The 23,787-nt window shown below is 60.5% G+C and carries 18 protein-coding genes; 9 read left to right on the top strand and 9 right to left on the bottom strand.

Translation table 11 applies throughout. The features are described from left to right. The first annotated feature begins 4 nt into the window (after positions 1-4). The 7 genes from ACQ4LH_RS14645 (at position 5) to ACQ4LH_RS14615 (ending at position 7,357) form a co-directional block, all read left to right on the top strand. A complete protein-coding gene (locus ACQ4LH_RS14645; protein ID WP_430697821.1) occupies positions 5-1,480 on the top strand; it encodes an aminotransferase class I/II-fold pyridoxal phosphate-dependent enzyme in 1,476 nt (491 codons plus the stop codon). Between the two features lie 253 nt (positions 1,481-1,733). After that, positions 1,734-3,659, top strand: coding sequence for a polysaccharide biosynthesis protein (locus ACQ4LH_RS14640; protein WP_430697820.1), 1,926 nt, complete (start codon positions 1,734-1,736; stop codon positions 3,657-3,659). A 162-nt stretch (positions 3,660-3,821) separates the two neighbouring features. Beyond that, entirely contained in the window at positions 3,822-4,145 is a 324-nt protein-coding gene (locus ACQ4LH_RS14635; protein WP_430697919.1) for a ComEA family DNA-binding protein, read from the top strand. Positions 4,146-4,271: 126 nt separating this feature from the next. Further along, positions 4,272-4,643 carry a DUF2784 domain-containing protein gene (locus tag ACQ4LH_RS14630; protein ID WP_430697819.1) on the top strand — a complete coding sequence of 124 codons (372 nt, stop codon included), beginning with the start codon at positions 4,272-4,274 and terminating at the stop codon, positions 4,641-4,643. A 105-nt stretch (positions 4,644-4,748) separates the two neighbouring features. Continuing rightward, positions 4,749-5,555, top strand: a complete 807-nt coding sequence (locus ACQ4LH_RS14625) for an SDR family oxidoreductase (RefSeq protein ID WP_430697818.1) — start codon at positions 4,749-4,751, stop codon at positions 5,553-5,555. 129 nt (positions 5,556-5,684) lie between these two features. Continuing rightward, positions 5,685-6,851, top strand: coding sequence for a CynX/NimT family MFS transporter (locus ACQ4LH_RS14620; RefSeq protein WP_430697817.1), 1,167 nt, complete (start codon positions 5,685-5,687; stop codon positions 6,849-6,851). Positions 6,852-6,928: 77 nt separating this feature from the next. After that, complete coding sequence (locus ACQ4LH_RS14615) at positions 6,929-7,357, top strand: hypothetical protein (protein ID WP_257778120.1); 429 nt, start codon at positions 6,929-6,931, stop codon at positions 7,355-7,357. Between the two features lie 8 nt (positions 7,358-7,365). Here the strand turns inward: ACQ4LH_RS14615 and ACQ4LH_RS14610 are convergent, their stop codons facing one another. The 5 genes from ACQ4LH_RS14610 to ACQ4LH_RS14590 form a co-directional block, all read right to left on the bottom strand. Continuing rightward, entirely contained in the window at positions 7,366-7,614 is a 249-nt protein-coding gene (locus tag ACQ4LH_RS14610) for a YheU family protein (RefSeq protein WP_430697816.1), read from the bottom strand. A 202-nt stretch (positions 7,615-7,816) separates the two neighbouring features. Further along, the gene (locus ACQ4LH_RS14605; RefSeq protein WP_430697815.1) at positions 7,817-10,570 is read right to left on the bottom strand and encodes a 7TM diverse intracellular signaling domain-containing protein; all 2,754 of its coding nucleotides are present in this window, start codon (positions 10,568-10,570) and stop codon (positions 7,817-7,819) included. An 80-nt stretch (positions 10,571-10,650) separates the two neighbouring features. Beyond that, positions 10,651-11,841, bottom strand: coding sequence for an osmoprotectant NAGGN system M42 family peptidase (locus ACQ4LH_RS14600; protein ID WP_430697814.1), 1,191 nt, complete (start codon positions 11,839-11,841; stop codon positions 10,651-10,653). A 60-nt stretch (positions 11,842-11,901) separates the two neighbouring features. Then, the gene (ngg, locus tag ACQ4LH_RS14595; protein WP_430697813.1) at positions 11,902-13,641 is read right to left on the bottom strand and encodes an N-acetylglutaminylglutamine synthetase; all 1,740 of its coding nucleotides are present in this window, start codon (positions 13,639-13,641) and stop codon (positions 11,902-11,904) included. 88 nt (positions 13,642-13,729) lie between these two features. Then, positions 13,730-15,499 carry an N-acetylglutaminylglutamine amidotransferase gene (locus ACQ4LH_RS14590; RefSeq protein ID WP_430697812.1) on the bottom strand — a complete coding sequence of 590 codons (1,770 nt, stop codon included), beginning with the start codon at positions 15,497-15,499 and terminating at the stop codon, positions 13,730-13,732. Positions 15,500-15,610: 111 nt separating this feature from the next. Here ACQ4LH_RS14590 and ACQ4LH_RS14585 point away from each other — a divergent pair, with 111 nt between their 5' ends. Beyond that, positions 15,611-16,084, top strand: a complete 474-nt coding sequence (locus ACQ4LH_RS14585) for a MarR family winged helix-turn-helix transcriptional regulator (protein WP_430697811.1) — start codon at positions 15,611-15,613, stop codon at positions 16,082-16,084. A gap of 33 nt (positions 16,085-16,117) precedes the next feature. Here the strand turns inward: ACQ4LH_RS14585 and dacB are convergent, their stop codons facing one another. After that, positions 16,118-17,566 carry a D-alanyl-D-alanine carboxypeptidase/D-alanyl-D-alanine endopeptidase gene (dacB, locus tag ACQ4LH_RS14580; RefSeq protein ID WP_430697810.1) on the bottom strand — a complete coding sequence of 483 codons (1,449 nt, stop codon included), beginning with the start codon at positions 17,564-17,566 and terminating at the stop codon, positions 16,118-16,120. A 234-nt stretch (positions 17,567-17,800) separates the two neighbouring features. Here dacB and ACQ4LH_RS14575 point away from each other — a divergent pair, with 234 nt between their 5' ends. Further along, the gene (locus tag ACQ4LH_RS14575) at positions 17,801-18,142 is read left to right on the top strand and encodes a YggL family protein (RefSeq protein WP_397494295.1); all 342 of its coding nucleotides are present in this window, start codon (positions 17,801-17,803) and stop codon (positions 18,140-18,142) included. 60 nt (positions 18,143-18,202) lie between these two features. On the opposite strand, the gene ACQ4LH_RS14570 is transcribed toward ACQ4LH_RS14575, so the two are convergent. The 3 genes from ACQ4LH_RS14570 to ACQ4LH_RS14560 form a co-directional block, all read right to left on the bottom strand. Further along, positions 18,203-21,160: an HD domain-containing phosphohydrolase gene (locus tag ACQ4LH_RS14570; protein WP_430697809.1), complete on the bottom strand. Its 2,958-nt coding sequence runs from the start codon at positions 21,158-21,160 to the stop codon at positions 18,203-18,205. Positions 21,161-21,259: 99 nt separating this feature from the next. Continuing rightward, the gene (locus ACQ4LH_RS14565; RefSeq protein WP_430697808.1) at positions 21,260-22,330 is read right to left on the bottom strand and encodes an FUSC family protein; all 1,071 of its coding nucleotides are present in this window, start codon (positions 22,328-22,330) and stop codon (positions 21,260-21,262) included. Between the two features lie 3 nt (positions 22,331-22,333). Next, complete coding sequence (locus ACQ4LH_RS14560; RefSeq protein ID WP_430697807.1) at positions 22,334-23,665, bottom strand: deoxyguanosinetriphosphate triphosphohydrolase; 1,332 nt, start codon at positions 23,663-23,665, stop codon at positions 22,334-22,336. Between the last annotated feature and the right edge of the window lie 122 nt (positions 23,666-23,787).

Genomic DNA, 23,787 nt, shown 5'->3' with positions numbered 1-23,787 from the left:
TTTGATGATTGAACTACAACGCATCATTATTCGCCAAGGGCTTTGTCTGCGAGAGTTGCTTGCCCGGATGGATGAAGGCAGTGCCGAAATTCTATTATTGGTGGATGAAAACGGTCGCCTGGTCCGAACCATTACCGATGGTGATCTTCGCCGCTTACTGCTCGCAGGGGTGGCACTGGAGGAAGTGAAGCTTGAACTGCCGGAGAAGGCGCCGACTACTGTGCTCGAGGGGGCGGATCGAGAGCTGATTCTCGATCTTATGAAGCAGCACGATGTGAGCCACATCCCAGTGCTCGACAACACGGGGCGCCCGGTTAAGCTTGTGCGCGCTCGTGATCTTGAGTTGCCTATTCTTCTGTCTACACCCCATATGGGTGATCAGGAGTTGTCGTTCATCAATCAGGCCTTCGATACCAACTGGATCGCACCCCTTGGTCCCAATGTCGATGCCTTTGAGCGAGAGCTGGCAGAAAAGGTAGGTATTGGTCATGCGGCGGCACTGAGTTCAGGTACTGCAGCCATACACCTTGCGCTTATTCTTCTGGGTGTGAAAGAGGGGGACAAGGTTTTCTGTTCCAGCCTGACTTTTGTTGCAAGCGCCAACCCTATCCTCTATCAAAAGGCGGTACCGGTTTTCATCGACTCCGAGCCGGAAACCTGGAATATGTCGCCTGCCGCATTGCAGCGGGGCCTCGAGAGTGCGGCTCGGGATGGATGCCTTCCTAAGGCCGTAATCGTCGTCAACCTGTATGGTCAGAGCTCGGATTTCGATCCTATCGTCGCTATCTGTGAAAAGTACAATGTGCCGCTGATTGAAGATGCTGCCGAGTCTTTAGGGGCCACCTACAAAGGTCGAGCCAGTGGTACCTTTGGTAAACTTGGCATCTACTCCTTCAACGGCAACAAAATCATCACTACATCCGGTGGTGGCATGCTGGTATCGAATGACGCTGCCCTTATCGAGAAAGCGCGTTTCTATGCGACGCAGGCCAGAGATCCTGCACCTTGGTATCAGCATACGAATATCGGCTTCAACTACCGTATGAGTAACGTATTGGCTGGCATTGGCCGTGGCCAGTTGCGGGTTTTGGAAGAGCGAGTTGATCAAAGACGTGCTGTATTCGAGCGCTATCGTGATAGTGGCATAGGTGGCGAAAACTTCAGGTGGATGCCAGAGGCTTCTTGGGGGCGTTCGACGCGTTGGCTCAGCTGCGGTGTTTTCGATGCTGGAGGGGCAGTCGATGCTCAGCGCTTCATCGAGCGGATGGCCGAGCACCGCATCGAGGCCCGCCGGATATGGAAGCCGCTGCACCTCCAGCCCCTCTTCGAAGATTGCCCTTACTTCCCTCATGAGGAAGAGAATTCAGTCAGTGATCGGATTTTTGCTCATGGTATTTGCCTGCCCTCCGGATCCAATTTGAGCGAGCGAGAGCAGAATCGCGTTATAAAAGCCTTTAATGAAATATTTGCAAGGTTTTGAAAATAAACAGGCTTTTGCTTTGTTGTTTTTCGAAGGTTCTGATTCTCAACCCTATTTGGGCTTTTCGTCTTGTATGGCATGTGCCAAGACGTAATTAAGATTCTTATGTGGACGATGTTTGCTTGATACATGTTCTCACGGTTTTAGCCATTCAAAGGATAGAGGAGTCGTTGTTGTGTTGAGGTTAGCTGACAAACTCAGAGCGCGCTTGGTGCGTCTTCCACGGCGCTATAAGCGGCTGATCCAGATAGCTATGGATATCGTGTTGCTATGGGCTGCTCTGTGGTTGGCGTTCGTGGTGCGTCTGGGGAGTATTGATGGCGTCCATCCACTTAGCGGGCATCTCTGGTTGTTCATCGCCGCACCGCTAGTCTCTATTCCACTATTTACCTGCTTTGGTATGTACCGTGCGGTTATGCGTTATCTGGGTAGCGATGCACTTATAGCAATTGTCAAAGCTGTCAGTTTGGCGACCTTGGTTCTGGCACTGGCGGTGTACTGGTATCGCGATACTCCCGCGATGATTCCTCGATCCATGGTATTCAATTATTGGTGGCTGAGCATCATGTTGATCGGTGGCTTGCGCCTGTGCATGCGCCACTACTTTGCGGGGGGCTGGTTTTTCCCTGAACAGTCATCGAGATTTGGTGGGAGTGATAGCCGGTTGCCGCAGGTGGCCATCTACGGTGCAGGGGCTGCTGGTAATCAATTGGCAGCCGCTCTGCGCATGGGGCGGGGCATGCGTCCTGTTGCCTTCATCGACGATGACCACAATATTTCTAACCGGGTGATCGCGGGTCTTCGTGTGTACTCGCCCAAGCACATCCAGCAGATGATCGATGAGACTGGGGTGGTGGAAATTCTCCTGGCCTTGCCATCCGTGAGCCGCGCGCGCAGAAGACAAGTACTGGAGACATTGGAGCAATATTCGCTGCATGTTCGGACTGTGCCCGGCTTTATGGATCTGGCCAGTGGCCGTGTAAAGGTAGAGGATGTCCAAGAAGTGGATGTTGGTGATCTTCTTGGACGCGATCCGGTTCCACCGCAACAGGGCCTGTTTGAGCGCTGTATCCGTGGTCAAGTGGTGGCGGTGACCGGCGCTGGCGGGTCTATTGGCTCTGAGTTATGCCGTCAGATCATCACGAGCGGTGCGACTACGCTCCTGCTGTTCGAACACAGTGAGTACAACCTGTACAGCATTCACCGCGAGCTGGAGCAGCGTGTTCGCCGTGATTCGCTGTCTGTGCGGTTGGTGCCGATTTTGGGATCAATCCGAAATCCTGAGCGCCTGTTCGATGTGATGCGCACCTGGAGCGTCAATACGGTTTATCACGCGGCGGCCTACAAGCACGTTCCCATGGTTGAGCACAATATTGCCGAAGGTGTGCTGAATAATGTGTTGGGCACAACATTCACCGCTCAAGCGGCAGTGAAGGCGGGAGTTGAGCATTTTGTGCTTATTTCTACTGACAAGGCGGTGCGTCCTACCAATGTGATGGGTAGTACCAAACGTTTGGCAGAGATGGTGTTGCAAGCGTTGAGTGCTGAGCAAGCGCCTGTATTGCTGGATGACGAAGGTGTTCATCAGGTCAATAAAACACGGTTCACCATGGTGCGTTTCGGCAATGTATTGGGTTCTTCCGGTTCGGTTATCCCGCTGTTTCATGAGCAGATTCGTCGCGGTGGCCCAGTTACGGTGACTCACCCCAACATTACCCGTTATTTCATGACTATTCCTGAAGCCGCTCAGTTGGTGATTCAGGCCGGTGCCATGGGGCAGGGTGGAGATGTTTTTGTACTAGATATGGGGCGGCCGGTAAAAATCGCCGAATTGGCTGAGAAGATGATTAATTTGAGTGGCTTGAGCGTCCGCTCTGAGAAGAATCTGCAAGGTGATATTGCCATCGAGTTTTCCGGTTTGCGGCCTGGCGAGAAGCTTTACGAGGAGTTGCTGATTGGCGATAACGTCAGCCCGACGGAGCATCCCATGATCATGCGAGCCAATGAGGAGCACCTACCGTGGGAGCAATTCAAGATGCGTTTGAGCGAGTTGCTGGATGCTGTTGAACGTGATGACTATGAATGTGTGCGCCAGTTGTTGCGTGAGACGGTTAGCGGCTACAAACCGGAAGGTGAGATCGTTGACTGGATACATATGAAGCGTCGGCTGGAGCCGTAGAGTCATGCCGTAAAGCCTTGTTGAGCGGGGTATGAGTAGCAGGTTGGTGCTGATCTATTCAGTGATGCATAGAGTTATTTGACAAGTGCATGGCAGCAGCTAGTTTTCAGAGCGTGGAGAGGAAATCCCACGTCGATGAAAACTAACGAAAGGATGCACTACATGCTAAAAGCCAAACTGTCGTCTCTGTTGTTTGCTCTGCTTGCTTCTATGTCCCTGGCGGTTTTCGCCGCTGAAACGCAGACCCAGCCAGCACCTGTTGTTGAAACAGCTGAAGTGGCCCCGGTCGGTAAGATCAATCTCAATACTGCTGATGCTGCCACTCTGCAACGTGAGTTGCTGGGAATTGGTGAGGTCAAGGCGCAGGCGATTGTTGCTTATCGTGATGAGCATGGCGACTTCGCTTCGGTGGATGAGTTGCTGGAAGTTAAGGGTATTGGCGAAGCAACGCTGGAGAAGAATCGCGACAAGTTGAGTATTAACTGACGCGTTCAGTTGTTTTAATTAAGGCCGGTTATTAACCGGCCTTTTTGCTTTCTGGCGATCATGTTTTTAATACTATTTGCGTGTTAGTGGTGGAAACAGGGGCGAGGATTAACAGCGAGGCGTTTTATGTTTTGGTTGGCGATGGCGGCAGATGCGGTGGTGGTTGTGCATCTGCTGTTTATTCTATTTGCGGTATTGGGTGGCTTGCTGGTGTGGCGTTGGCGCGGGTTGGCCTGGCTGCATGTGCCCGCGGCCTTGTGGGGTGTATTGGTGGAGTTGATGCGTTGGCCCTGCCCGCTGACGCCGTTGGAGCACAGCTTGCGTCTGGCTGCTGGGCAGGCGGGCTATAGCGGGGGTTTCGTTGAGCACTATCTGCTGCCGATCATCTATCCGGCTGGATTGACGCCGCAGATTCAGATTGGCTTGGGAGTGTTTGTTCTGCTGCTCAATGCGCTGATTTATGGCGTGTTGCTTTGGCAGCGCTGGCGGCGGCCGTGAGTTGAGCTTAGGCCGCCTTATTCAGACGGATGATGGTATGCGGGCAAGATAATTTCCCCGGCTACACTGGCTCCATCTATCACAGCATCACAAGGCAGCTTTCCTATGCAAAATCGCATGATGATTACCGGCGCGGGTTCGGGTTTGGGGCGTGAGATTGCCCTGCGTTGGGCGCGTGAGGGCTGGCAGTTGGCGCTGTCGGATGTCAACGAGCCGGGCCTGGCGGAAACCCTGCAGATGGTTCGCGAGGCTGGCGGTGATGGTTTCACCCAGCGCTGCGATGTGCGTGATTACAGTCAGTTGACGGCCTTTGCCCAGGCCTGTGAGGAGAAGCTCGGCGGCATCGATGTGATCGTCAACAACGCCGGTGTTGCTTCCGGCGGCTTCTTCAGCGAGCTGTCGCTGGAGGATTGGGATTGGCAGATCGGGATCAACCTGATGGGTGTGGTCAAGGGCTGCAAGGCCTTCCTGCCGCTGCTGGAAAAGAGCAAAGGTAAGATCGTCAATATCGCCTCCATGGCGGCCTTGATGCAGGGGCCAGCGATGAGCAACTACAACGTGGCCAAGGCCGGCGTAGTGGCGCTGTCGGAAAGCCTGCTGATCGAGTTGAAGATGTATGAAGTGGGTGTGCATGTGGTGTGCCCATCGTTCTTCCAGACCAACCTGCTGGACTCCTTCCGCGGCCCGACGCCAGCGATGAAGGCGCAGGTCGGTAAGCTGCTGGAAAGCTCACCGATCAGCGCGGCGGATATTGCTGACTACATTTATCAGGAGATCGGCAAAGGCGAATTTATGATTCTGCCCCACGAACAGGGCCGCATGGCCTGGGCCTTGAAGCAGAAGAACCCGCAGTTGCTGTACAACGAAATGACCACCATGGCTGACAAGATGCGTGCGCCGCGCGCCAAGTGACAGGTCGTGGGTGATGTGGATTAGTTGATTTATCGGTCAACTTAATCGCCGTTCGGGGTTGTCTGCGATGAGCTTGCGCTCTAAGGTTTGCGGTCATGTCGGCATGGCCGCGAAACTGATGGATTTACTGTGAAACCTTTCCCGCGGGCCATGCTGTTGCTGGCCCTGATCCTGGCTGCAATCAACTTGCGGCCAGGCATCACCTCCCTGGCGCCGCTGATCGAGCGGATTGCCGAAGAGCTGGCCTTGAGCCGCAGCCTGATCAGCCTTACCACTGCGTTGCCCGTGTTGTGCATGGGCCTGTTGGCGCCGTTTGCGCCGCGCTTGGCGATGCGTCTGGGGCTGGAGCGCACTATCGCCCTGTGCATGGCGGTCATCGCGGTGGCGCTGCTGCTGCGCGCGGTGGGGCATGCCAGTGCGATTCTGATTGGCAGTGCAGTGCTGTTGGGCGCTGCCATCGCGGTTGCCGGACCTTTGCTGTCGGGTTTTATCAAACGCCATTTTGCCGGGCGCATGGGCAGTGTGGTGGGCTGGTATTCGCTGAGCATGGCGATTGGTGGCGCCGGTGGTGCGGTACTCACGGTACCGGCCACACAGTGGCTGGGTGATGACTGGACCTACGGTCTGGCCATCTGGGCGCTGCCGGCGGTAGTCGGGCTGCTGCTCTGGCTGTGCCTGCCCAACCGCGCCGAAACCGAGAGTGAGGAGGGCGGCATGGGCCTACCCTGGCGGCAGCCGCGTGCCTGGTTGATCAGTGCGTTCTTTGCCATTCAGGCCGGCTTGTTCTACGCGCTCGCCACCTGGGCTGTGGCGCGTTATCACGAAGCGGGGCTGAGTCTGATGCACAGCAACAGCCTGTTCAGCGTGTCGATGCTCATGGGCCTGCCTAGCGCATTTTTGCTGCCCTGGTTGGCGCAGCGTTTCAAGAACCGCTACCTGCTGCTGGTGGGCTGCGGGCTGTTGTCGTCGATCAGCCTGGCGATGATCACCTTTCAGCCCTCCGTGCTACCCGAACTGTGGGCGGTCACCATCGGTTTTGGTCTGGGCGGCTCCTTTGCCTTGTCGCTGGTGCTGCCGTTGTACGAGGCAGGCTCGCCGCTGGCGGTCAGTCGCTGGACGGCGATGATGTTGTGCATGGGTTACAGCATTGGCTGTCTGACGCCGGTATTGACCGGGTTGGCGCGCGACCTGGCGGGTAACTATCAGTTGCCGTTTATGGTGCTGACCGGGCTTGCGGTGCTGATGACGCTGCTGGCCTGGATGATGCGCCGCGGACCGAAGCGCGCGCGCAGCTGACTCTTATTTGGCAGCAGTTCCTTCCTTGGCCAGGACGGCTGTGATAGAAGGCAGCCTTGATTTGCTGGAGTGCCTGCGTGGAGTCCGAATCCATCGTTTATGGTTGCATCCGTGACTGGCCGTCGGACAGTCCGGCGGAGAGCCGTTTGCGTCGCGAAATCAACCGGCAGGTGCTCGATGAGCTACCGGCAGGCGATGCCTGGAGTTTTCTTGGGCGGGAGATGTTTGCCTGTTGCGAGCAGCCGGGCGACGGCCTGTACCAGACGCAGGTGATCCACTTCGGCGCCAGCTACCGCACGGTGGAGTATGAGTGGAGCCTGTGGATCAAGCAGTTCGAGGCGTTGCTTAAGCGCCTGTACTGGGCCAGCGCGGTGGTGCATCTGGAAACCGAGCTGAACGGCACGCACACCTTTCGCTGGGAGTCGGATAACGGCTTTCACAGCCCGCAGGAAGGTGAGTTGCGCGTGCGCTGCGCCTGGGAGCGCGAAGGCGGCCTGCGCGGTTAGCCGGTCCCTTAATCCTCGAGCCCCTCAAGCGCATCCAGCCACTCTTTTGGCACGTCGCGTTTCAGCGCCAGCTGGCATTGCTGGCTTTCCGCATCGAAGACAATCACTGCCTGGCCTTTGCTCAGCGCGTGGCGTACCCGTTCGATACGCGTATCCAGTGGGGTTTCGTCGCCGTTGTCGGTGCCGTCGCGGGTGACGAAATCTTCGATCAGGCGGGTCAGGGTTTCAGCTTCGAGCAGGTGATAAGGAATCAGCACGGTAAGGCCTCCAGAGCGCAGCGCGGATGCTAGCAGGCCGTTGAACAATTACCTACGTCGGCAATACTGCGTAAAAACGGTCTCGGAAAGCCGCTTGCGGCTAACGCGCTTTAGCGCGACCCGGAGGGCGAGTGAAACGAGTCATGCTCATTTACAGTCCGTAGGGCCTTGTCTTGCCTGGCTTGCCATGTTTGCTGCGCCGTTACTGCGCGGGCGGTTCTGCCGGCTGCAGGTAGATTTCCAGGGTGCTGTACAGCTTGGCGCTGTCCAGGGGTTTGCCGAGGAAGTCATTCATACCGGACTCGACCCCGTGCTGGCGGTGCTCATCGAGGATGTGCGCGGTCAGGGCGATGATCGGCACGGCCGGCAGGTTGTGCTGACGTTCCAGGCGGCGGATCTGCCGTGTGGCTTCGAAGCCATCCATCTCCGGCATTTCGCAGTCCATCAGGATAAGTTGTGTTGCGCCTGGGTCGCGCTGGTATTCATTGAGGGCGGCTAGGCCATTAGTCACCAGGCGCACGTTATAGCCGCGCTTCTTCAAGAAGCCCTGCACCACCAACTGATTCACCGGGTTGTCTTCGGCCACTAGGATGCACGGTGCGTTACCGGTGTCGGTGTGAGTTTTCGGCAGCGGTTTGATTTCCGCAACGCGCGGCTCTTCGTAGAGTTCCAACAGTGCACTGCGCAGCGCATTGATCGCCAGCGGCTGCGGCAGGCCGAGCAAGCGCAGGCCGGCGGAGCTGGGCAGTTGCTGGCATTGCTCCGGCGCGCAGAGCAGTAGCACGCGTTGCCCGGGTTGCAGCAGCGGGCGCAGCGAGTCCAGCCAGTGCTGAATGCTGCCCGGCCACGGCGCCATCAGTACCAGCAGCGGCGGGGCGGCGAAATCTTCCAGATAGCCGAGCAGGGTTTCCGGGTTTTGGCAGCGCTCGGTGCGCATACCCCAGCGGCCGAGTAAGCGGCTGAGGGCATCCAGACCGAGGCCGTCGAGGGAGGTGAGCAGGGCGGTACGCCCCTTGAGCAGTTCGTGCAGCGGGTCGACTGGCAGGGCGTCATCCCCTTGTGGAATATCGAAAGCGAAGCGTGTGCCCTGGCCTGGCGTGCTTTGTACTTCGATACGCCCGCCCATCATTTCCACCAGCTCCTTGCTGATCGCCAGGCCCAGGCCGCTGCCGCCGTAACGGCGGGTGGTGCTGGAGTCGCCCTGAGCGAAGGATTCGAACAGCTGAGTCAGGCCCTTGTCACTGATGCCGATACCGCTGTCGCTGATGGCGAACACCAGATGCGGTTTGCCTTGCGAGTCATTGCGCCGGCAGACGTTTAGCGCCACATGGCCTTCGGCAGTGAATTTCAGGGCATTGCTGAGCAGGTTCATCAGCACCTGCTTGAGCCGCGTCGGGTCGCCCTGGGCGCGGCGCGGTACGCCACTTTCCAGGCTGACGTAGAGGCGCAGGCGCTTGTCCAGGGCTTGCCCGGTGAACAGGCTGAGGGTGTCGGAAATCAGCTCTTCCAGATCGAACTCGATATGTTCCAGGCTGAGCTTGCCGGATTCGATGCGCGCGTAATCGAGGATGTCGTTGATCACCGCCATCAGCGAACTGCCGGAGCTGGCAATGGTGTCGACGTAGAAGCGCTGGCTGCGGTCCAGCGGGGTTTCCTTGAGCAGCTGCAGCATGCCCAGCACGCCGTTGAGCGGGGTGCGGATCTCGTGGCTCATCTTGGCCAGAAAGCGGCTCTTGGCCTGGTTCTCGATTTCCGCCTGCTCGGCGGCGCGGCGCGACTGGAAGCCTTCTTCCTTGAGCAGGTTGATGCGGTCGGCCAGGCCGATAGACAGGGTAATCAACTCGATGGTTACGCCGATCTTCACCACCGTTGCGCCGAACACCCCAAAGACTTCCAGCCCCAGCGAGCCGGTGGTGGCCTGGATAAAGGCGAACAGCAAGATAGCCCAGGCCAGGGTGTAGTAGGAGCCGTAGCGCACCCCGCGGCGCCAAACGTAGAGACCGGTGAGCAGCAGTGCCAGGGAAACCAGCGAGACGGTGACGCTGGCCAGGATATTCCAGGCGTTGAAGCCGATCAGCGGCACCGACAGCAGGCAGCCGGCGCAGGCCAGCATCAGTAAGCGCAGGCCGGTATCCAGGCGCGGAAAGTACTGCGGCGCATGCAGGAAATGCCGGCTGAACTGAATGGCCGTCAGGCAGTGCAGGTACATCAGGATGTAGATACTCACCGACTGCAGCGCCACATGTTCGGGTAGCAGCTTGAACAGCATGCCGTCGAAACAGGCGGCCAGTAGGCCGACGTTGAGGTTGTAGGCCAGGTACCAGAGGTAGGCGGATTCGCGCAGGGAGATAAACAGGAACAGGTTGTAGCAGAACATCGCAAACAGCACGCCGTAGAACGCGCCATTGAAGCCCATAAGGTTTTCCTGGGCGGCGGCGCTGGCCTGGTAGGTGCTGAAGAACAGCGGCATAAAGATCGTACTGGTGGTCTCGACCCGCACCAGCAGGGTGCTTTCGCCGGGTGTTAGCTCAAGTGGAAACCAGAAGTTGCGCACTTGTACCGGGCGCTGGGAGAAGGCGTAGCGATCACCGCTTTCCTGCATCTGCCACTGGCCATCGGCGCTGGCCAGAAATACCTGCAGATGGTCGAGCAGTGGGTAGTTGACCTCCAGGTAGCCGGCCAGATTCTGCGTCAGGCTGTTGTTCAGGCGTACCTTGAACCACCAGACCGAATCATTCTTGCCGAGGTTGGCGTGCTCGCCCTTAACTGGGGTAAAGCGCTCATCGCTCAGGGCGCCGACTTGCTCGATGCTCAGTTCGCCCTGCGGGTCTTCCAGGTAGGCCATGGATGGGCCGAGTGACAGGCGCAGGTCGGCGTTGTCCAGCGTTGCAGGCAGCAGCGCCCACGCCGGCCCGCACAGCCAGAACAGCACCACCGCCAGCCAAATCCGAGGCATTCACCGACCTCAATATTATTATCTGAGGCCTGATCCAGCCCCGCGTCATGCCGTCACTTTGCCCGGATGCGCGCGGCCCTTCAAGCGTCCTGATCGCGTGGGCGTAGCAGGCTATCTACAGTCGGGACGCGGGTATCACTTTCCATCTGCGCATCGTGCTCCAGTTGGTGGCTGAAGCGCTCTAGCGAGCCCTGCGCAGGCTGGGCATCGCTGGAGAATACCGGTGGGCTGAGCACGTAAGCGGCAAGCAAACGGCTGAGAGACTTGAGGCTGTCGATATGCGTGCGTTCATAGCCGTGGGTGGCGTCGCAGCCGAAGGCCAGTAGGGCGGTGCGGATATCGTGGCCGGCGGTGACCGCCGACTGTGCATCGCTGTGGTAGTAGCGGAACAGGTCGCGGCGTACCGGGATTTCATTTTCGCTGGCCAGGCGCAGCAGTTGGCGTGACAGGTGATAGTCGTAAGGCCCGCCGGAATCCTGCATGGCCACGCTGACGGTGTGTTCGCTGGACTGCTGGCCCGGGGCAACCGGAGCGATGTCGATACCGACAAATTCGCTGACATCCCAGGGCAGCGCGGCTGCAGCGCCTGAGCCGACTTCTTCAGTGATAGTGAACAGCGGATGGCAGTCGATTTCCGGTTCCAGGCCGCTTTCTTTAATGGCCTTGAGCGCGGTAAGCAAGGCAGCGACGCCAGCCTTGTCGTCCAGATGACGCGCGCTGATATGGCCGCTTTCGGTGAACTCGGGTAGCGGGTCGAAGGCGACAAAATCGCCCACCGAGATGCCCAGCGACTCGCAGTCGGCGCGGGTGCTGCAGTAAGCATCCAGGCGCAGTTCGACATGGTCCCAACTGATCGGCAGCTGGTCCACGGCGGTGTTGAAGGCGTGCCCTGAAGCCATCAGCGGCAGTACGCTGCCGCGAATCACACCGTGATCGGTAAACACGCTGACGCGGCTGCCTTCGGCGAAACGGCTCGACCAGCAGCCGACTGCGGCCAGGCCAAGGCGGCCGTTGTCCTGCAGCTCGCGGACGATCGCGCCGATGGTGTCCAGGTGCGCCGAGACCGCGCGATCTGGGCTGCTCTGCTTGCCTTTGAGGGTGCCGCGAATGGTGCCGCGCCGGGTCATCTCGAAGGGAATGCCGATCTCCTCCAGGCGCTCGGCGACGTAGCGCACGATGGTGTCGGTAAAGCCGGTGGGGCTGGGAATGGCGAGCATTTCCAGCAGCACTTTCTGCAGATAGACGAGGTCGGGTTCGGGGAGTTGCTGCATGGAGTCTCCTCTACGGCGATTGCGCCCCTCGGCCGTAACCGGGGAGGGGCTGGGAAAGGGTTAGCTAGGTGTCTGGCTCAAGGGGAACAGCAGGTCGATAAAGCGCTCGGCGGTGGGTTGCGGCTGGTGATTGGCCAGGCCGGCGCGCTCGTTGGCTTCGATAAACACGTACTCGGGTTGATCAGCAGCGGGCACCAGCAGGTCGAGGCCGACTACCGGGATATCCAGGGCGCGGGCGGCTTTTACTGCGGCATCGGCCAGCACTGGGTGGAGTATCTCGGTGACGTCTTCCAGGCTGCCACCGGTGTGCAGGTTGGCGGTTTTGCGCACGGCCAGGCGCTGGCCGGCCGGCATCACGCTGCTGTAGTCGACGCCGGCGGCGTGCAAGGTGCGCAGGGTTTCCGCGTCCTTGGGGATGCGGCTTTCGCCTTCGGTGGCGGCTTGCCGGCGGCGGCTTTGCGCATCGATCAGCTCACCAATACTGTGCTGACCATCACCGATCACTTCGGCCGGGCGGCGAATGGCGGCGGCGACCACGGAAAAGCCGATCACCAGAATGCGCAGGTCATGGCCTGGGTGAAAACTCTCAAGCAGTACGCGGCTGTCGAAGGTGCTGGCGCGTTCGATGGCGTCCTGCACATCCAGCGGCGTGCGCAGATCTACCGCCACGCCCTGGCCCTGTTCACCGTCCACCGGCTTGACCACCAGGCTGCCGTGCTCGGCGAGAAACGCAGCGTTGTCCTCGGCGCTGCCTGCAAGGCGCTGGGCTGGCAGGTGCAAGCCGGCGCGGGCCAGGGCGCGATGGGTCAGGCGCTTGTCTTGACACAGGGTCATGCTGACCGCGCTGGTCAGGTCGCTCAGCGATTCCCGGCAGCGGATACGTCGGCCGCCGTTGCTCAGGGTGAACAGCCCGGCGTCGGCGTCGTCGACCTGCACTTCGATGCCGCGGCGGAGCGCTTCATCGACGATGATCCGCGCATAAGGGTTCATCGGTGTATGCGGGCCAGGGCCGAGGAACAGCGCTTCATTGATGCCGTTCTTGCGCTTGATGCTAAAGGTCTGCAGCTCGCGAAAGCCCAGTTTGGCGTACAGCCCCTTGGCCTGTGCGTTGTCGTGCAGCACGGACAGGTCCAGGTAGCTCAGGCCGCGGCTCATAAAGTGTTCGATCAGGTGGCGCACCAACACTTCGCCGACGCCTGGCCGGCTGCAGCGTGGGTCGACCGCCAGGCACCACAGGCTGCTGCCGTGGTCCGGGTCCTGATAGGCCTTGTGGTGGTTGAGGCCCATGACGCTGCCGATCACCGCGCCGCTGTCTTCATCCTCGGCCAGCCAATACACCGGCCCGCCCAGGTGGCGCGGAGTGAGTTTGCCAGGGTCGATCGGCAGCATGCCGCGCAGTTGATACAGCTCATTGATCGCCTGCCAGTCCTCGGCATTCTGCGCGCGGCGCACTCGGTAACCGCGAAAACCGCGGCGCGCTGGGCGGTAGTCGGTAAACCACAGGCGCAGCGTATCGGACGGGTCGAGAAACAACTGCTGCGGCGCCTGCGCCAGCACCTGATGCGGCGCGGCCACATACAGGGCGATATCGCGTTCCCCGGGCTGCTCGGTCAGCAGGTCGCTGGCCAGGGCGGCGGCATCCGGGTAGGTGTGGCCGAGTAGCAGGCGGCCCCAGCCGCAGTGCACGGCTTGCGGCTCGCTGCGCGGGGCGTTGTGGTCCTCGGCCAGGCGCGCCTGCAGGCGCTCGTAGGAGGGGGCTTGGCCGCGCAGCAGGCGTTGGTTAAAGGCAGTGGCACGCATTGGAGAGTTTCCTTTGCCGTGAGCAGATTGCGTATTTCAGGGTTCAAACACGGCGGTGGATGGGCCTGTGCTCATCCACCGCAGCGGTCTATAGGCCGTGTTCGTTGAGCCACAGGTTGAGCGCCGCCAGTTGCCACAACTTGGAGCCGCGCAAAGGCGTCAGCTGGCCGTGCGGATCACTCAGCAGGCGGTCGAGCATGGCCGGGTTGAACAGGCCGCGATCCTGGCTCGGGTCAAGCAGTAGATCGCGTACCCAGCCCAGAGTTGCACCTTGCAGGTGCTTGAGGCCAGGCACCGGGAAGTAACCCTTGGGCCGGTCGATCACCGCGCTGGGGATCACCTGGCGCGCGGCTTCCTTGAGCACATGCTTGCCACCATCCGGTAACTTGAAACGCCCAGGAATGCGCGCCGAGAGTTCGGCCAGGCGGTAGTCGAGGAACGGCGTGCGTGCCTCCAAGCCCCAGGCCATGGTCATGTTGTCGACCCGTTTGACCGGGTCATCGACCAGCATCACCGTGCTGTCCAGGCGCAGCGCCTTGTCCACAGCGGCCACGGCGCCGGGCTGGGCGAAATGCTCACGGACGAAGTCGCCGGCCATGTCGCCGGTCAGCCAGGCGGGCTGCACGCAGGCGGCGTATTCCTCGTAATCACGGTCGAAGAACGCAGCGCGGTAAGCGTCGAAGGCATCCTCGGCGGCGTCCACCTGCGGATACCAGTGGTAGCCGGCGAACAGCTCATCGGCGCCCTGGCCGCTCTGCACCACCTTGCAGTGCTTGGCCACCTCGCGTGACAGCAGGTAGAAAGCGATGCAGTCGTGGCTGACCATCGGCTCGCTCATGGCGCGAAAGGCCGCGGGCAGCTGTTCGAGAATCTCGTGCTCACCGATACGCAGCTGATGGTGGCGGGTGGCGAAGTGCTCGGCGATCAGGTCGGAATACTGGAACTCGTCGCCGCGCTCGCCGCCGGCATCCTGAAAGCCGATGGAGAAGGTCGACAGGTTTTCCACCCCGGCTTCACGCAGCAGACCGACCAGCATGCTTGAGTCGACTCCGCCGGAAAGCAGCACGCCGACATCCACGGCGGCGCGCTGGCGGATCGATACCGCCTCGCGCATGCCGTCGAGCACGCGCTCTTGCCATTCTTCCAGACCGAAGGCGATTTCCTCGCGCATCGGGCCGAATGTCAGGTTCCACCAGGTCTGCTGCTCACAGTTGCCCTGGGCGTCGATGCGCATCCAACTGGCGGGCGGCAGTTTCTCTACCCCGGCCAGCAGGGTGCGCGGCGCGGGCACCACGGCGTGGAAGTTCAGGTAGTGGTTGAGGGCGACGGGATCGAGGGTCTTGCCAATATCACCGCCGGCCAGCAGCGCCGGTAGGCTGGATGCAAAGCGCAGGCGTTCGCCAGTGCGTGACAAGTACAGCGGCTTGACCCCGAGACGGTCGCGGGCGATGAACAGCTGCTGGCTGTCACGCTCCCAGATGGCAAAAGCGAACATGCCATTGAGCTTGGGCAGCAGGTCGGTTCCCCAGGCGTGATAGCCCTTGAGCAGCACCTCGGTGTCGCCATCTGAGAAGAAGCGATAGCCGAGGGCTTTCAGCTCCTCGCGCAGTTCCGGGTAGTTGTAGATGGCGCCGTTGAACACCATTGTCAGGCCCAGATCGCTGTCGATCATCGGCTGGCCGGACGCTTCGGCCAGGTCCATGATTTTCAGCCGGCGATGGCCGAGGGCTAACGGACCCTGGCTGAAGAAACCGTGGGCATCGGGGCCGCGGGCGGCCATGTGGTGGGTGATTCGCTCGACTGCAGCCAGGTCGGCCGGTCGTTGATCAAAACGTAATTCTCCAGCGATTGCGCACATAATTCCTTACCGGTATGGCCGTTGGGGAGTGGTTCGGGGTTGCCGAACCTTTTACACCAAAACAAAATAATGCTTTCATGTCAAAGTTTTATATCGAATTAAAAGGCGTATATGGTCGATAAAAAGGTTTCTACTGAAATAGATTTGTCATCTGTTTCGGCCTTCGAACTGCCGCTGTTTCAGGCCTTGCGGCGTTTGCAGCAGGCCGGGGAAGTACATGCCAAACGGCTCGGTCGCTTTGGTGGGCTGACGCCGATGCAATTGATGATTCTGCAGGTGTTGGCGGGAGAGACTCGTCTGACGGCCAGCGACCTCAGTGGCCGTGTCAGCCTCACTGCCGCCACTTTGTCGGGGATGCTCGATCGGCTGGAGGAGCGCGGCCTGCTGCAACGCCAGCGCGATGATCAGGATCGGCGTCGTCAATGGCTGCTACTCAGCGAGCAGGGCCGCACCCTGCTGCAACAGGCGCCGAGCCTGCTGCCGCCGGAGTTTGTCGCGCGCTTTGCCGGTTTGGAGGAGTGGGAGCGCCACAGCCTGACCGCCGCGTTGTTACGCGCGGCGCAGCTATGTGGGGATATGGAATAAAACGCCGCGCCAGGTCGACGCGGCGCCGCCGGCTTAGCGCTGGGCGCTGAGCTTGGGCTGCTTGTACAGATCGATCAGCACCTGATCGAGAATCGACGAGGCGCCCCACGGGCGTGGGTCGTTGAGGATGGCCACTACGGCCCAGCTGTTGCCGTTGCTGTCGCGGCTAAAGCCGGCGATGGCGCGCACATTGTTCAATGTACCGGTCTTGATTCGCGCCTCGCCCACCAGCGGGGTGCGGTGCAGGCGTTTGCGCATGGTGCCGTCCATCGCCACCAGCGGCAGTGAGGCCATAAATTCGGCCGCATAAGGGCTCTTCCAGGCCGCCTGCAGCAGGGTGGCCATTTCCCGCGCGCTGACGCGCTCGGCACGCGACAGCCCGGAGCCGTTTTCCATCACCAGGTGCGGCGCGGTGATGCCTTTGCGCGCCAGCCAGCTGCGGATTACCCGCTGTGCTGCCTTGCTGTCGTCCTGGTCGGCGGAGTTGCGAAACTGCGCGCCGAGGCTCAAGAACAGCTGCCGGGCCATGGTGTTGTTACTGTATTTGTTGATGTCGCGGATGATCTCGGTCAGGTCCGGCGAATAGGCGCGGGCCAGCAGACGGGCTTTCTCTGGCACTGGCGCGAGGCGGTCCTTGCCCATGATGCTGCCGCCCAGTTCCTGCCAGATGGCGCGGATGGCACCGGCGGCGTAACTCGGGTGGTCGAGCAGCGACAGGTAGGTCTGCGAGCTGCAGCCCTCGGCCAGCTTGCCGCTGACAATCACCGTGGTGCCGTCGAATTCGGTCACCGGGTTGTAGCGCACATCCGGCCAGCCTGGGCATTTGGCTGCAGGCAGGGCTTTGACGCGGTTGTCGATGCGGATATTGGCAATCGGTGGCTCGGCGGCGATATGCACCTTGCCGCCCTCGGTGCGGGCGATAAAACGCAGCGCCTTGAGGTTGACCAGCAGCGAGTCGGGGGCCACCAGGAACGGCTTGTTGGCGTCGCCGCCATCGTCGTTAAAGCTGGGTAGTTGCGGCTGCACGAAGTGGCTGCGGTCGAGCACCAGATCGCCGTTGACTTGCAGCACGCCGTTGGCGCGCAGGTCGCGCATCATCAGCCAGAGCTTTTCCATGTTCAGCTTGGGGTCGCCGCCGCCCTTGAGGTACAGGTTGCCGTTAAGCACGCCGTTCTTCAGTTGGCCGTCGGTGAAGAATTCGGTTTTCCACTGGTGGGTCGGGCCGAGCAGCTCAAGCGCTGCGTAGGTGGTGACCAGCTTCATGGTGGAGGCCGGGTTGACCGAGATATCGGCATTGAAAAAGGTGCTATTGCCGGGGCCATTGAGCGGCACGGTGACTACCGACAGCGATTGGCTGCTGATCTTGTTGGCTTTCAGCGATTGCTGAACCTTGTTTGAAATACCGCTCGTGGCGGCTGCCAGCGGCAGGCAAACAGGCAGCAGCAGGCCGGCGATGGCCAGTTGGCGTAGGGTTTTGATCATGGGCGGCTACCCTCCAGCTGAGGGACAAAGGTGACGCGAGGCATGTAAAGAGGTTCCATCGCGGATTGAGAAGATGTTGGCAATTATGCCCCAATACAGGGCCGGCTGAGTGGCAGTAAATGCCATTGGCAGGGCTTTTCTGCGGGCAATCGAGCGACCTGTCGTCTTCGAAGCGGGCGCGCAGGGCGCGAAACTGCTAGAGTGCCGCGCGTTATCACTTTTGAGGATTGTTCCATGGCTACTAACCGTTCCCGCCGTCTGCGCAAAAAACTCTGCGTGGATGAATTCCAGGAGCTGGGTTTTGAGCTGAACCTGAACTTCAAGCAAGACCTGGCTGATGAGGCCATCGACAGCTTTCTTGAGCAGTTCCTGCGTGACGCCATGACCGTTAACGGCCTGGGCTATGTCGGCGGCGATGACTTCGGTCTGGTATGCCTGTCCAAGCGTGGCTCGGTCAACGAAGAGCAGCGCGCTGCCGTTGAAGCCTGGCTGAAAGGCCGTGACGAGCTGGTGGATTTCACCGCTAGCCCGCTGATCGACGTCTGGTACCCAGACAACTCGATCAATCAGGCCTGATGCTCCAAGCGGGGCATGCATCGCGCATGTCCCGCTGTTGTTCCCTCCGCAATAACTCCTCTAGCCGCTCAGACCAGCCTTGGCCAGCAGCGCATCGTTATCGACCTGATCAATCTGCTCACGACGTAGAAAGCGTTCGGCGTAGCTGAGGTAGATCTTTTCCCGCACAAACAGCCCAAACAGCTCGGGGTCGATGTGCGCGCCTTTGCACATGCCGGCCATGATGTTGAGTGATTCGGACAAAAGCTTGCCCTTCTTGTAGGGGCGGTCCACGGCGGTCAACGCTTCGAAGATATCGGCAATCGCCATCATCCTGGCCGGCAGGCTCATGTCCTCACGCTTCAGGCGTTTCGGGTAGCCAGTGCCGTCCATTTTTTCATGGTGACCGCCGGCAATCTCGGCAACGTTGGCCAGGTGCGCGGGGAAGGGCAGGTGGCTGAGCATGCGGATGGTCTGCACCATATGGCCGTTGATGATAAAGCGCTCTTCGTTGGTCAGGGTGCCGCGGCCGATGCCGAGGTTATAGACCTCGCCGCGGTTGTGTTTGTAATGCGGCACTTCCAGCTTGAAGCCCCAGGGGTTGTCCTCGGCGATCAGCTCGCTTTCGGGGCGCTCGATCAGGTGTTCGGCTTTGTCGCTGAGCAGCGTTTCCTGCACCGGTAGCGGCTGCGCCGGGGTGCGCGATTGGCGCAGGTTCTCTTCCCAGGACACCCCTATGCGATCATCCAGGGTACGCGTCCAGGTGCGCGCGGCGATGCTGCGCAGGCGCTGCAGATCAGCTTCGGCCATTGCCTCGCCGCCCAGGTTGCAGCGGGCGATAAAGGTGAACTCATCATCCAGGGTGGCGAGCAGCTCATCGCGCACCTGAGCCAGGTTGGACGATTCGCCGCCCTGGCTGAGGTTTTCCCAGTAACTGATCCAGGCGTCGCGCTTGAGCACTTCGAAGCGCATGCGCACTTCATGGATGCGGTCGCAGATGGTTTCCAGCTTGGTGGCCTTGTCCACCACGTACTCGGGCACGGTGACCTTGCCGCAGTCATGCAGCCAGGCGGCGATATGCAGGGCTTCCCATTCCTCGTCAGTGGGCTGGTAATCGCGGAACGGCGCTTCGTTGCTTGCCGCAGCAGCGCGGGCGAGCATCAGGGTGACCTCCGGTACGCGCTGGCAGTGGCCGCCGGTATAGGGACTCTTGGCATCGATGGCGCCAGCGATCAGCTGGATAAAGGCGTCGAGCAGTTTCTTCTGTTGATCGAGCAGGCGCTGGCTCTCGATGCACAGCGCCGCAACGCCGGATACCGCCTCGACATAGGCGATGCGCTCGGGACGCAGCATGGCCAGATCGGCTTCATCACCGGTGTCGCGGTGCAGCAGCACCAGCACGCCGAGGGTCTGGCCCTGGCGGTTATGCAAGCCGGTACAGACCAGGTGCGCGCGCGGGCTGTCGAGGGTGTGCAGCAAACTCTGGAAGCCCTGGGCATGCTCGAAGCCGAGCGCCACGGTGACGCTGGAGCCGCCGGTTGCCGTTTGCGCTAGCCAGCTGGGCAGGGCTGGGTCATTCGGGTCGAAGCTAGGGATGCGATGCTCTTCCAGATTGTGCTGCAGCTCGTTGATAAACAGGCCGTGCGGTTCGAGGCGGCCGCTGCTGCTGTCACGCAGATAGAGCAGGCCGCCGCTGGCTTCGCTGAGGTCGACGGTTTCGCGCAGCACCCGGCGCAGCAGGGCATCGAAGCGGGTTTCCGCCGAGAGTGTGGCGGCAATATCGAGGAAGCTGGAGATGGTGTCCTTCATCCGTCCCATCGACACCGCCAGCTGATCGACTTCCTTGACGAAGGAGCGGCCGCTGGCTGGGTAATCGAAATTGAAGCTGCGGATGGCTTCGGCTTCACCCACCAGCAGACGCAGTGGTTTGACCAGGATATTGGAGAGCAGCCAGCCAATTGGGATGCACAGCAGCAGGATGCCCAGGGTCAATATCGCGCCCTGCCAGCGGATGCGGTAAGCATCGGCCAGCAGCTCGCTTTCCGGAGCCAGCAGGGCCAGGCGCAGCCCTTGCGGGCCGCCCTCGCTGAACTGGCTGTAAGAAATTTGCCAACGCTGCTTGTTCAGGCGTACGGCGCCCTGACGATCCTCATCGAGGCCGAGGCTGAGAAAGTCGGCGAGCACCGGGCTGAGATCCTTGACCTGCGCCAGTTGCAGCTTTTCCCCCGGAATAATCAGGCGCGAGCTGTCTGGATAGGCAACCGCGCTGCCATCGGGGCTGTACAGCACCACTTCGGTGGAGGGCGTCAGGCGGTGTTCGGCCAGGGTAGCGGAGAGGTCGTCGAGAGTCAGGTCGGCGGCCACCACCGTAGTTTCGCTGCTCTTGCGGGCGATGGTGGTGCCGATTTCCTGGGTGGAGAAGAAGGCATAGGGCGCGGTGGTGAAGTGCTTCTGGCTCTGCAGCGCGCTGTTGTACCAGGGACGGCTGCGCGGGTCGTAGGTTTCCTTGAGGTTCTGCCTGCGGCTGATGGGTTGCAGTTGTGCGTCGAAGAACAGGTATTCGGAATCCAGACGTTGCTCGCTGATGCGGTCGATGCTCCACACCTGATACGCGGCATTGTCGGGGGCAAAGAAGATCTGCCGGAGTTTCTCGCTGCGCAGCGGCCGCACCATAAAGAAGCTGCCATCGCCATAACCGACATAGATCGATGCCAGCTTGGGGTTATCGCGCAGGGCCTGGCTGAAAATCGGCAGCATGATCATTCGTTCATGGCGGTCACGGCCGTTGATCTGCTCGTTACGCGCCAGCAGGTTGATCATGTAGCGAATCGGTTGGTAGGTATTGCGCAGATCGGCCTGGACTTCCTTGCGCATTTGGGTGAACAGCTGGTCGCTGCTGCTGAGGATGATGTTGCTGGTCTGCTGGTAATTGAAGTACCCCAGCACCACCCCTGAGCCCAGCAGCAGCAGGGTGAACAGCACGCTGATATGGATATGGAGCGAAAAACGTCGTTCCTTAGACCTTGCTGTCTGCTGCATCCGCACATGCCCTTGTATGCCCTGACTAAGCGCAAAGCATAGTGGAGCCTTATGCGCTTTGCCGTTGCGCGGATGCAGGTTTTTTGCGCTGCAGCAGCTCTAAATTGGGTCTGCGCCGTGCTTGGCTTTTTGCAGGTTGTGCCGGTGCTCCAGCCAGCGCTCCAGGCCATACACCAGTAGGGCTACCAGCAAGGCCAGCACCACGCCAATCAGGCTATTGAGCAGGCGCACCTGTGGCAGTTGCCAGTCATGCGCCAGGCTTTCGGCCAGCAACACGAAACACACCGTGGTCTGTAGCACAAACAGGCCGTAATGGTTGGCTTGCAGGGCGCGGCTAAGGGCGATCAGTGGTAGTAATGTGGCGACCATCAGCGCCGGATTCTGCATGCTATGCCCAAGCAGAATCAGCAGCCCCGCCGCACCCAGGCTGGCGAGGATTGATTGCACGGCGCGCACCAGGCTGCCCTGAAAATCCAGCTGCAAGGTGGTAACCACGGTCAGCGTCAGCCAATAGCCGCGGTGCAGTTCGGCCAGGTTGACGATCAAGCCGGAGAGGGCGAAGGCCAGGGTGCAGCCCAGCGCATGCAGTCGCCATTTCTGTTGCGGTAGGCGTTTGGCGTGGCGTTTGAGTACCTTGAAGATGCTGATAAAGCGCGGCATGTACGGCCACATGCGCAGGCCATGCATGCCGCGTAGGCCGAAGGCCAGCAGCATCACCCACAGCCCACCGAGGATAAACAGCATGGCGATGGCGTAGGGGTTGTTCAGCGAGCCCAGGCCCTGCTGGCCTTGGCCCAGGCACAGGCAGATGGCCAGGCCGATGCCCAGCTTGCCGGCTTCGCTGCCAAAGCGCTGCAGCCAGGCGAGCAGAAAGCCGAATACCGCGAAGATCAGAAAGCTGGCATAGGGATGGCTGGCGGACCAGAAGCCCAATCCAGCGCTGCAGGCACCCAGGCCGCAGAGCATCAGCATGCGCAGCATGCCCAGGCGGTGCAGTGGGTTGGCCTGGGCCGCCTGAAAGGCGCCTGCCGAAGCCCAGAGAAAGCCCGGATGAGCGCTGAACAGCCCAAGCAGCAACGGCAGTGCGCAGCCGAAGCCGGCGACCATCGCCGGGCCCCAGGCGGGCGGGCCGGCATGCCAGCTGAAGGTTTGTCGCAGTAGGCTATTCATGACTTATACCGGGCTTGAACGGCCCGTCATCTCGCGGGCCATTTCAGTAGCGTAGCTGTCAGTCATGCCGGCGATAAAATCGATCATGCGCAGGAATGAGCGGTACAGCGGCCAGTTGGGGTCGGGTGCGTTATTGCCGAGCAGGTCGAGAATACGCCGGTTCTTGAAGGACGGCGTACGCCCACCATGCTGTTCCAGCGCCGCGCCACAGAAGGCATTGAGCAGAATTTCCAGGGTGGTGTAGGCGCCGATCTCGTGCAGGGTCTTGCGCTTGTCCTGGAAGATCTTCTGCCGGGCCATGTCCTTGGCGCTTTGTACGCAGCGCTTGGCGGTGCCGTGCATATGCTCGACCAGATCGCCCTGCAAGGTGCCGGCGAGCAAGGCATCCTGCTGCTCGACAAAGGCCTCGGCGGCGGCATTGGTCAGGTGTTCGATGGCTTTGCCGCGCAGGATCGCTAGCTTGCGCCGCTTGGAGTCGTCTGGGCCGAGCTGACGGTAGGTTTCCGGCAGGTCATCGCCGACCAGATCAAGCAACAGTGCCTCGACTTCGCTGTAATCGAGCAGCTCCATTTCCAGGCCGTCTTCCAGGTCGATCAGGCCGTAGCAGATGTCATCCGCCGCTTCCATCAGGTAGACCAACGGGTGACGCGCCCAGCGCTGTTCTTCCAGCTGCGGCAGGCCGAGTTTGCCGGCGATCTGCTCAAGCAGCGGCAGCTCGCTCTGGTAGCAGCCGAACTTGTGCTTCTTGTAGCCCAGGGCTTCGGCGTGACGCGCGGTCCAGGGGTACTTGAGGTAGGTGCCGAGGGTTGCGTAGGTCAGCCGGGTGCCGCCGTCGAACTGGTGGTATTCCAGCTGGGTCAGCACGCGAAAGCCCTGGGCATTGCCTTCGAAGCTGAGAAAGTCACCGCGCTCGGCGGCGCTCATCGAATCCAGCCAGCCGCGCCCGGCGGCCTGCTGAAACCAGTGGCGAATGGCGTCTTCACCGGAATGGCCAAAGGGTGGATTGCCGATGTCGTGGGCCAGGCAGGCGGACTGCACGACCATGCCCAGGTCGCTCGGCTCGCACCAGTCCGGCAGGGCATCGCGAATCATCTCGCCGACGCGCATACCCAGGGAACGGCCAACGCAGCTGACTTCCAGCGAATGGGTCAGGCGGGTGTGGATATGGTCGTTGCTCGACACCGGATGCACCTGGGTCTTGCGCCCCAGGCGGCGGAAGGCGCCGGAGAAGATGATGCGGTCATGGTCTTTATGAAACGGGGTGCGGCCCAGTTCGGCGACGCTGTGCGTCGGCTTGCCGAGTCGTTCACGGTTGAGCAGGGTTTGCCAATCCAAGATAGATCCTCGCCGTTACCTGGCTTTTGCCGGCTAGCTTCGGGGTTCTATGTCGATGATGCAAGGCACGCCGTAGGCAGTTGAGCGATTTATACCCTGACGAGGCCCGCCATTTTGCTGCC

This window comes from Pseudomonas peli, assembly GCF_050563605.1.
GTDB lineage: Bacteria > Pseudomonadota > Gammaproteobacteria > Pseudomonadales > Pseudomonadaceae > Aquipseudomonas > Aquipseudomonas peli_A.
Note: the sequence above shows the minus strand (reverse complement) of the source record. Positions and strands in the feature narration are given on the sequence as shown.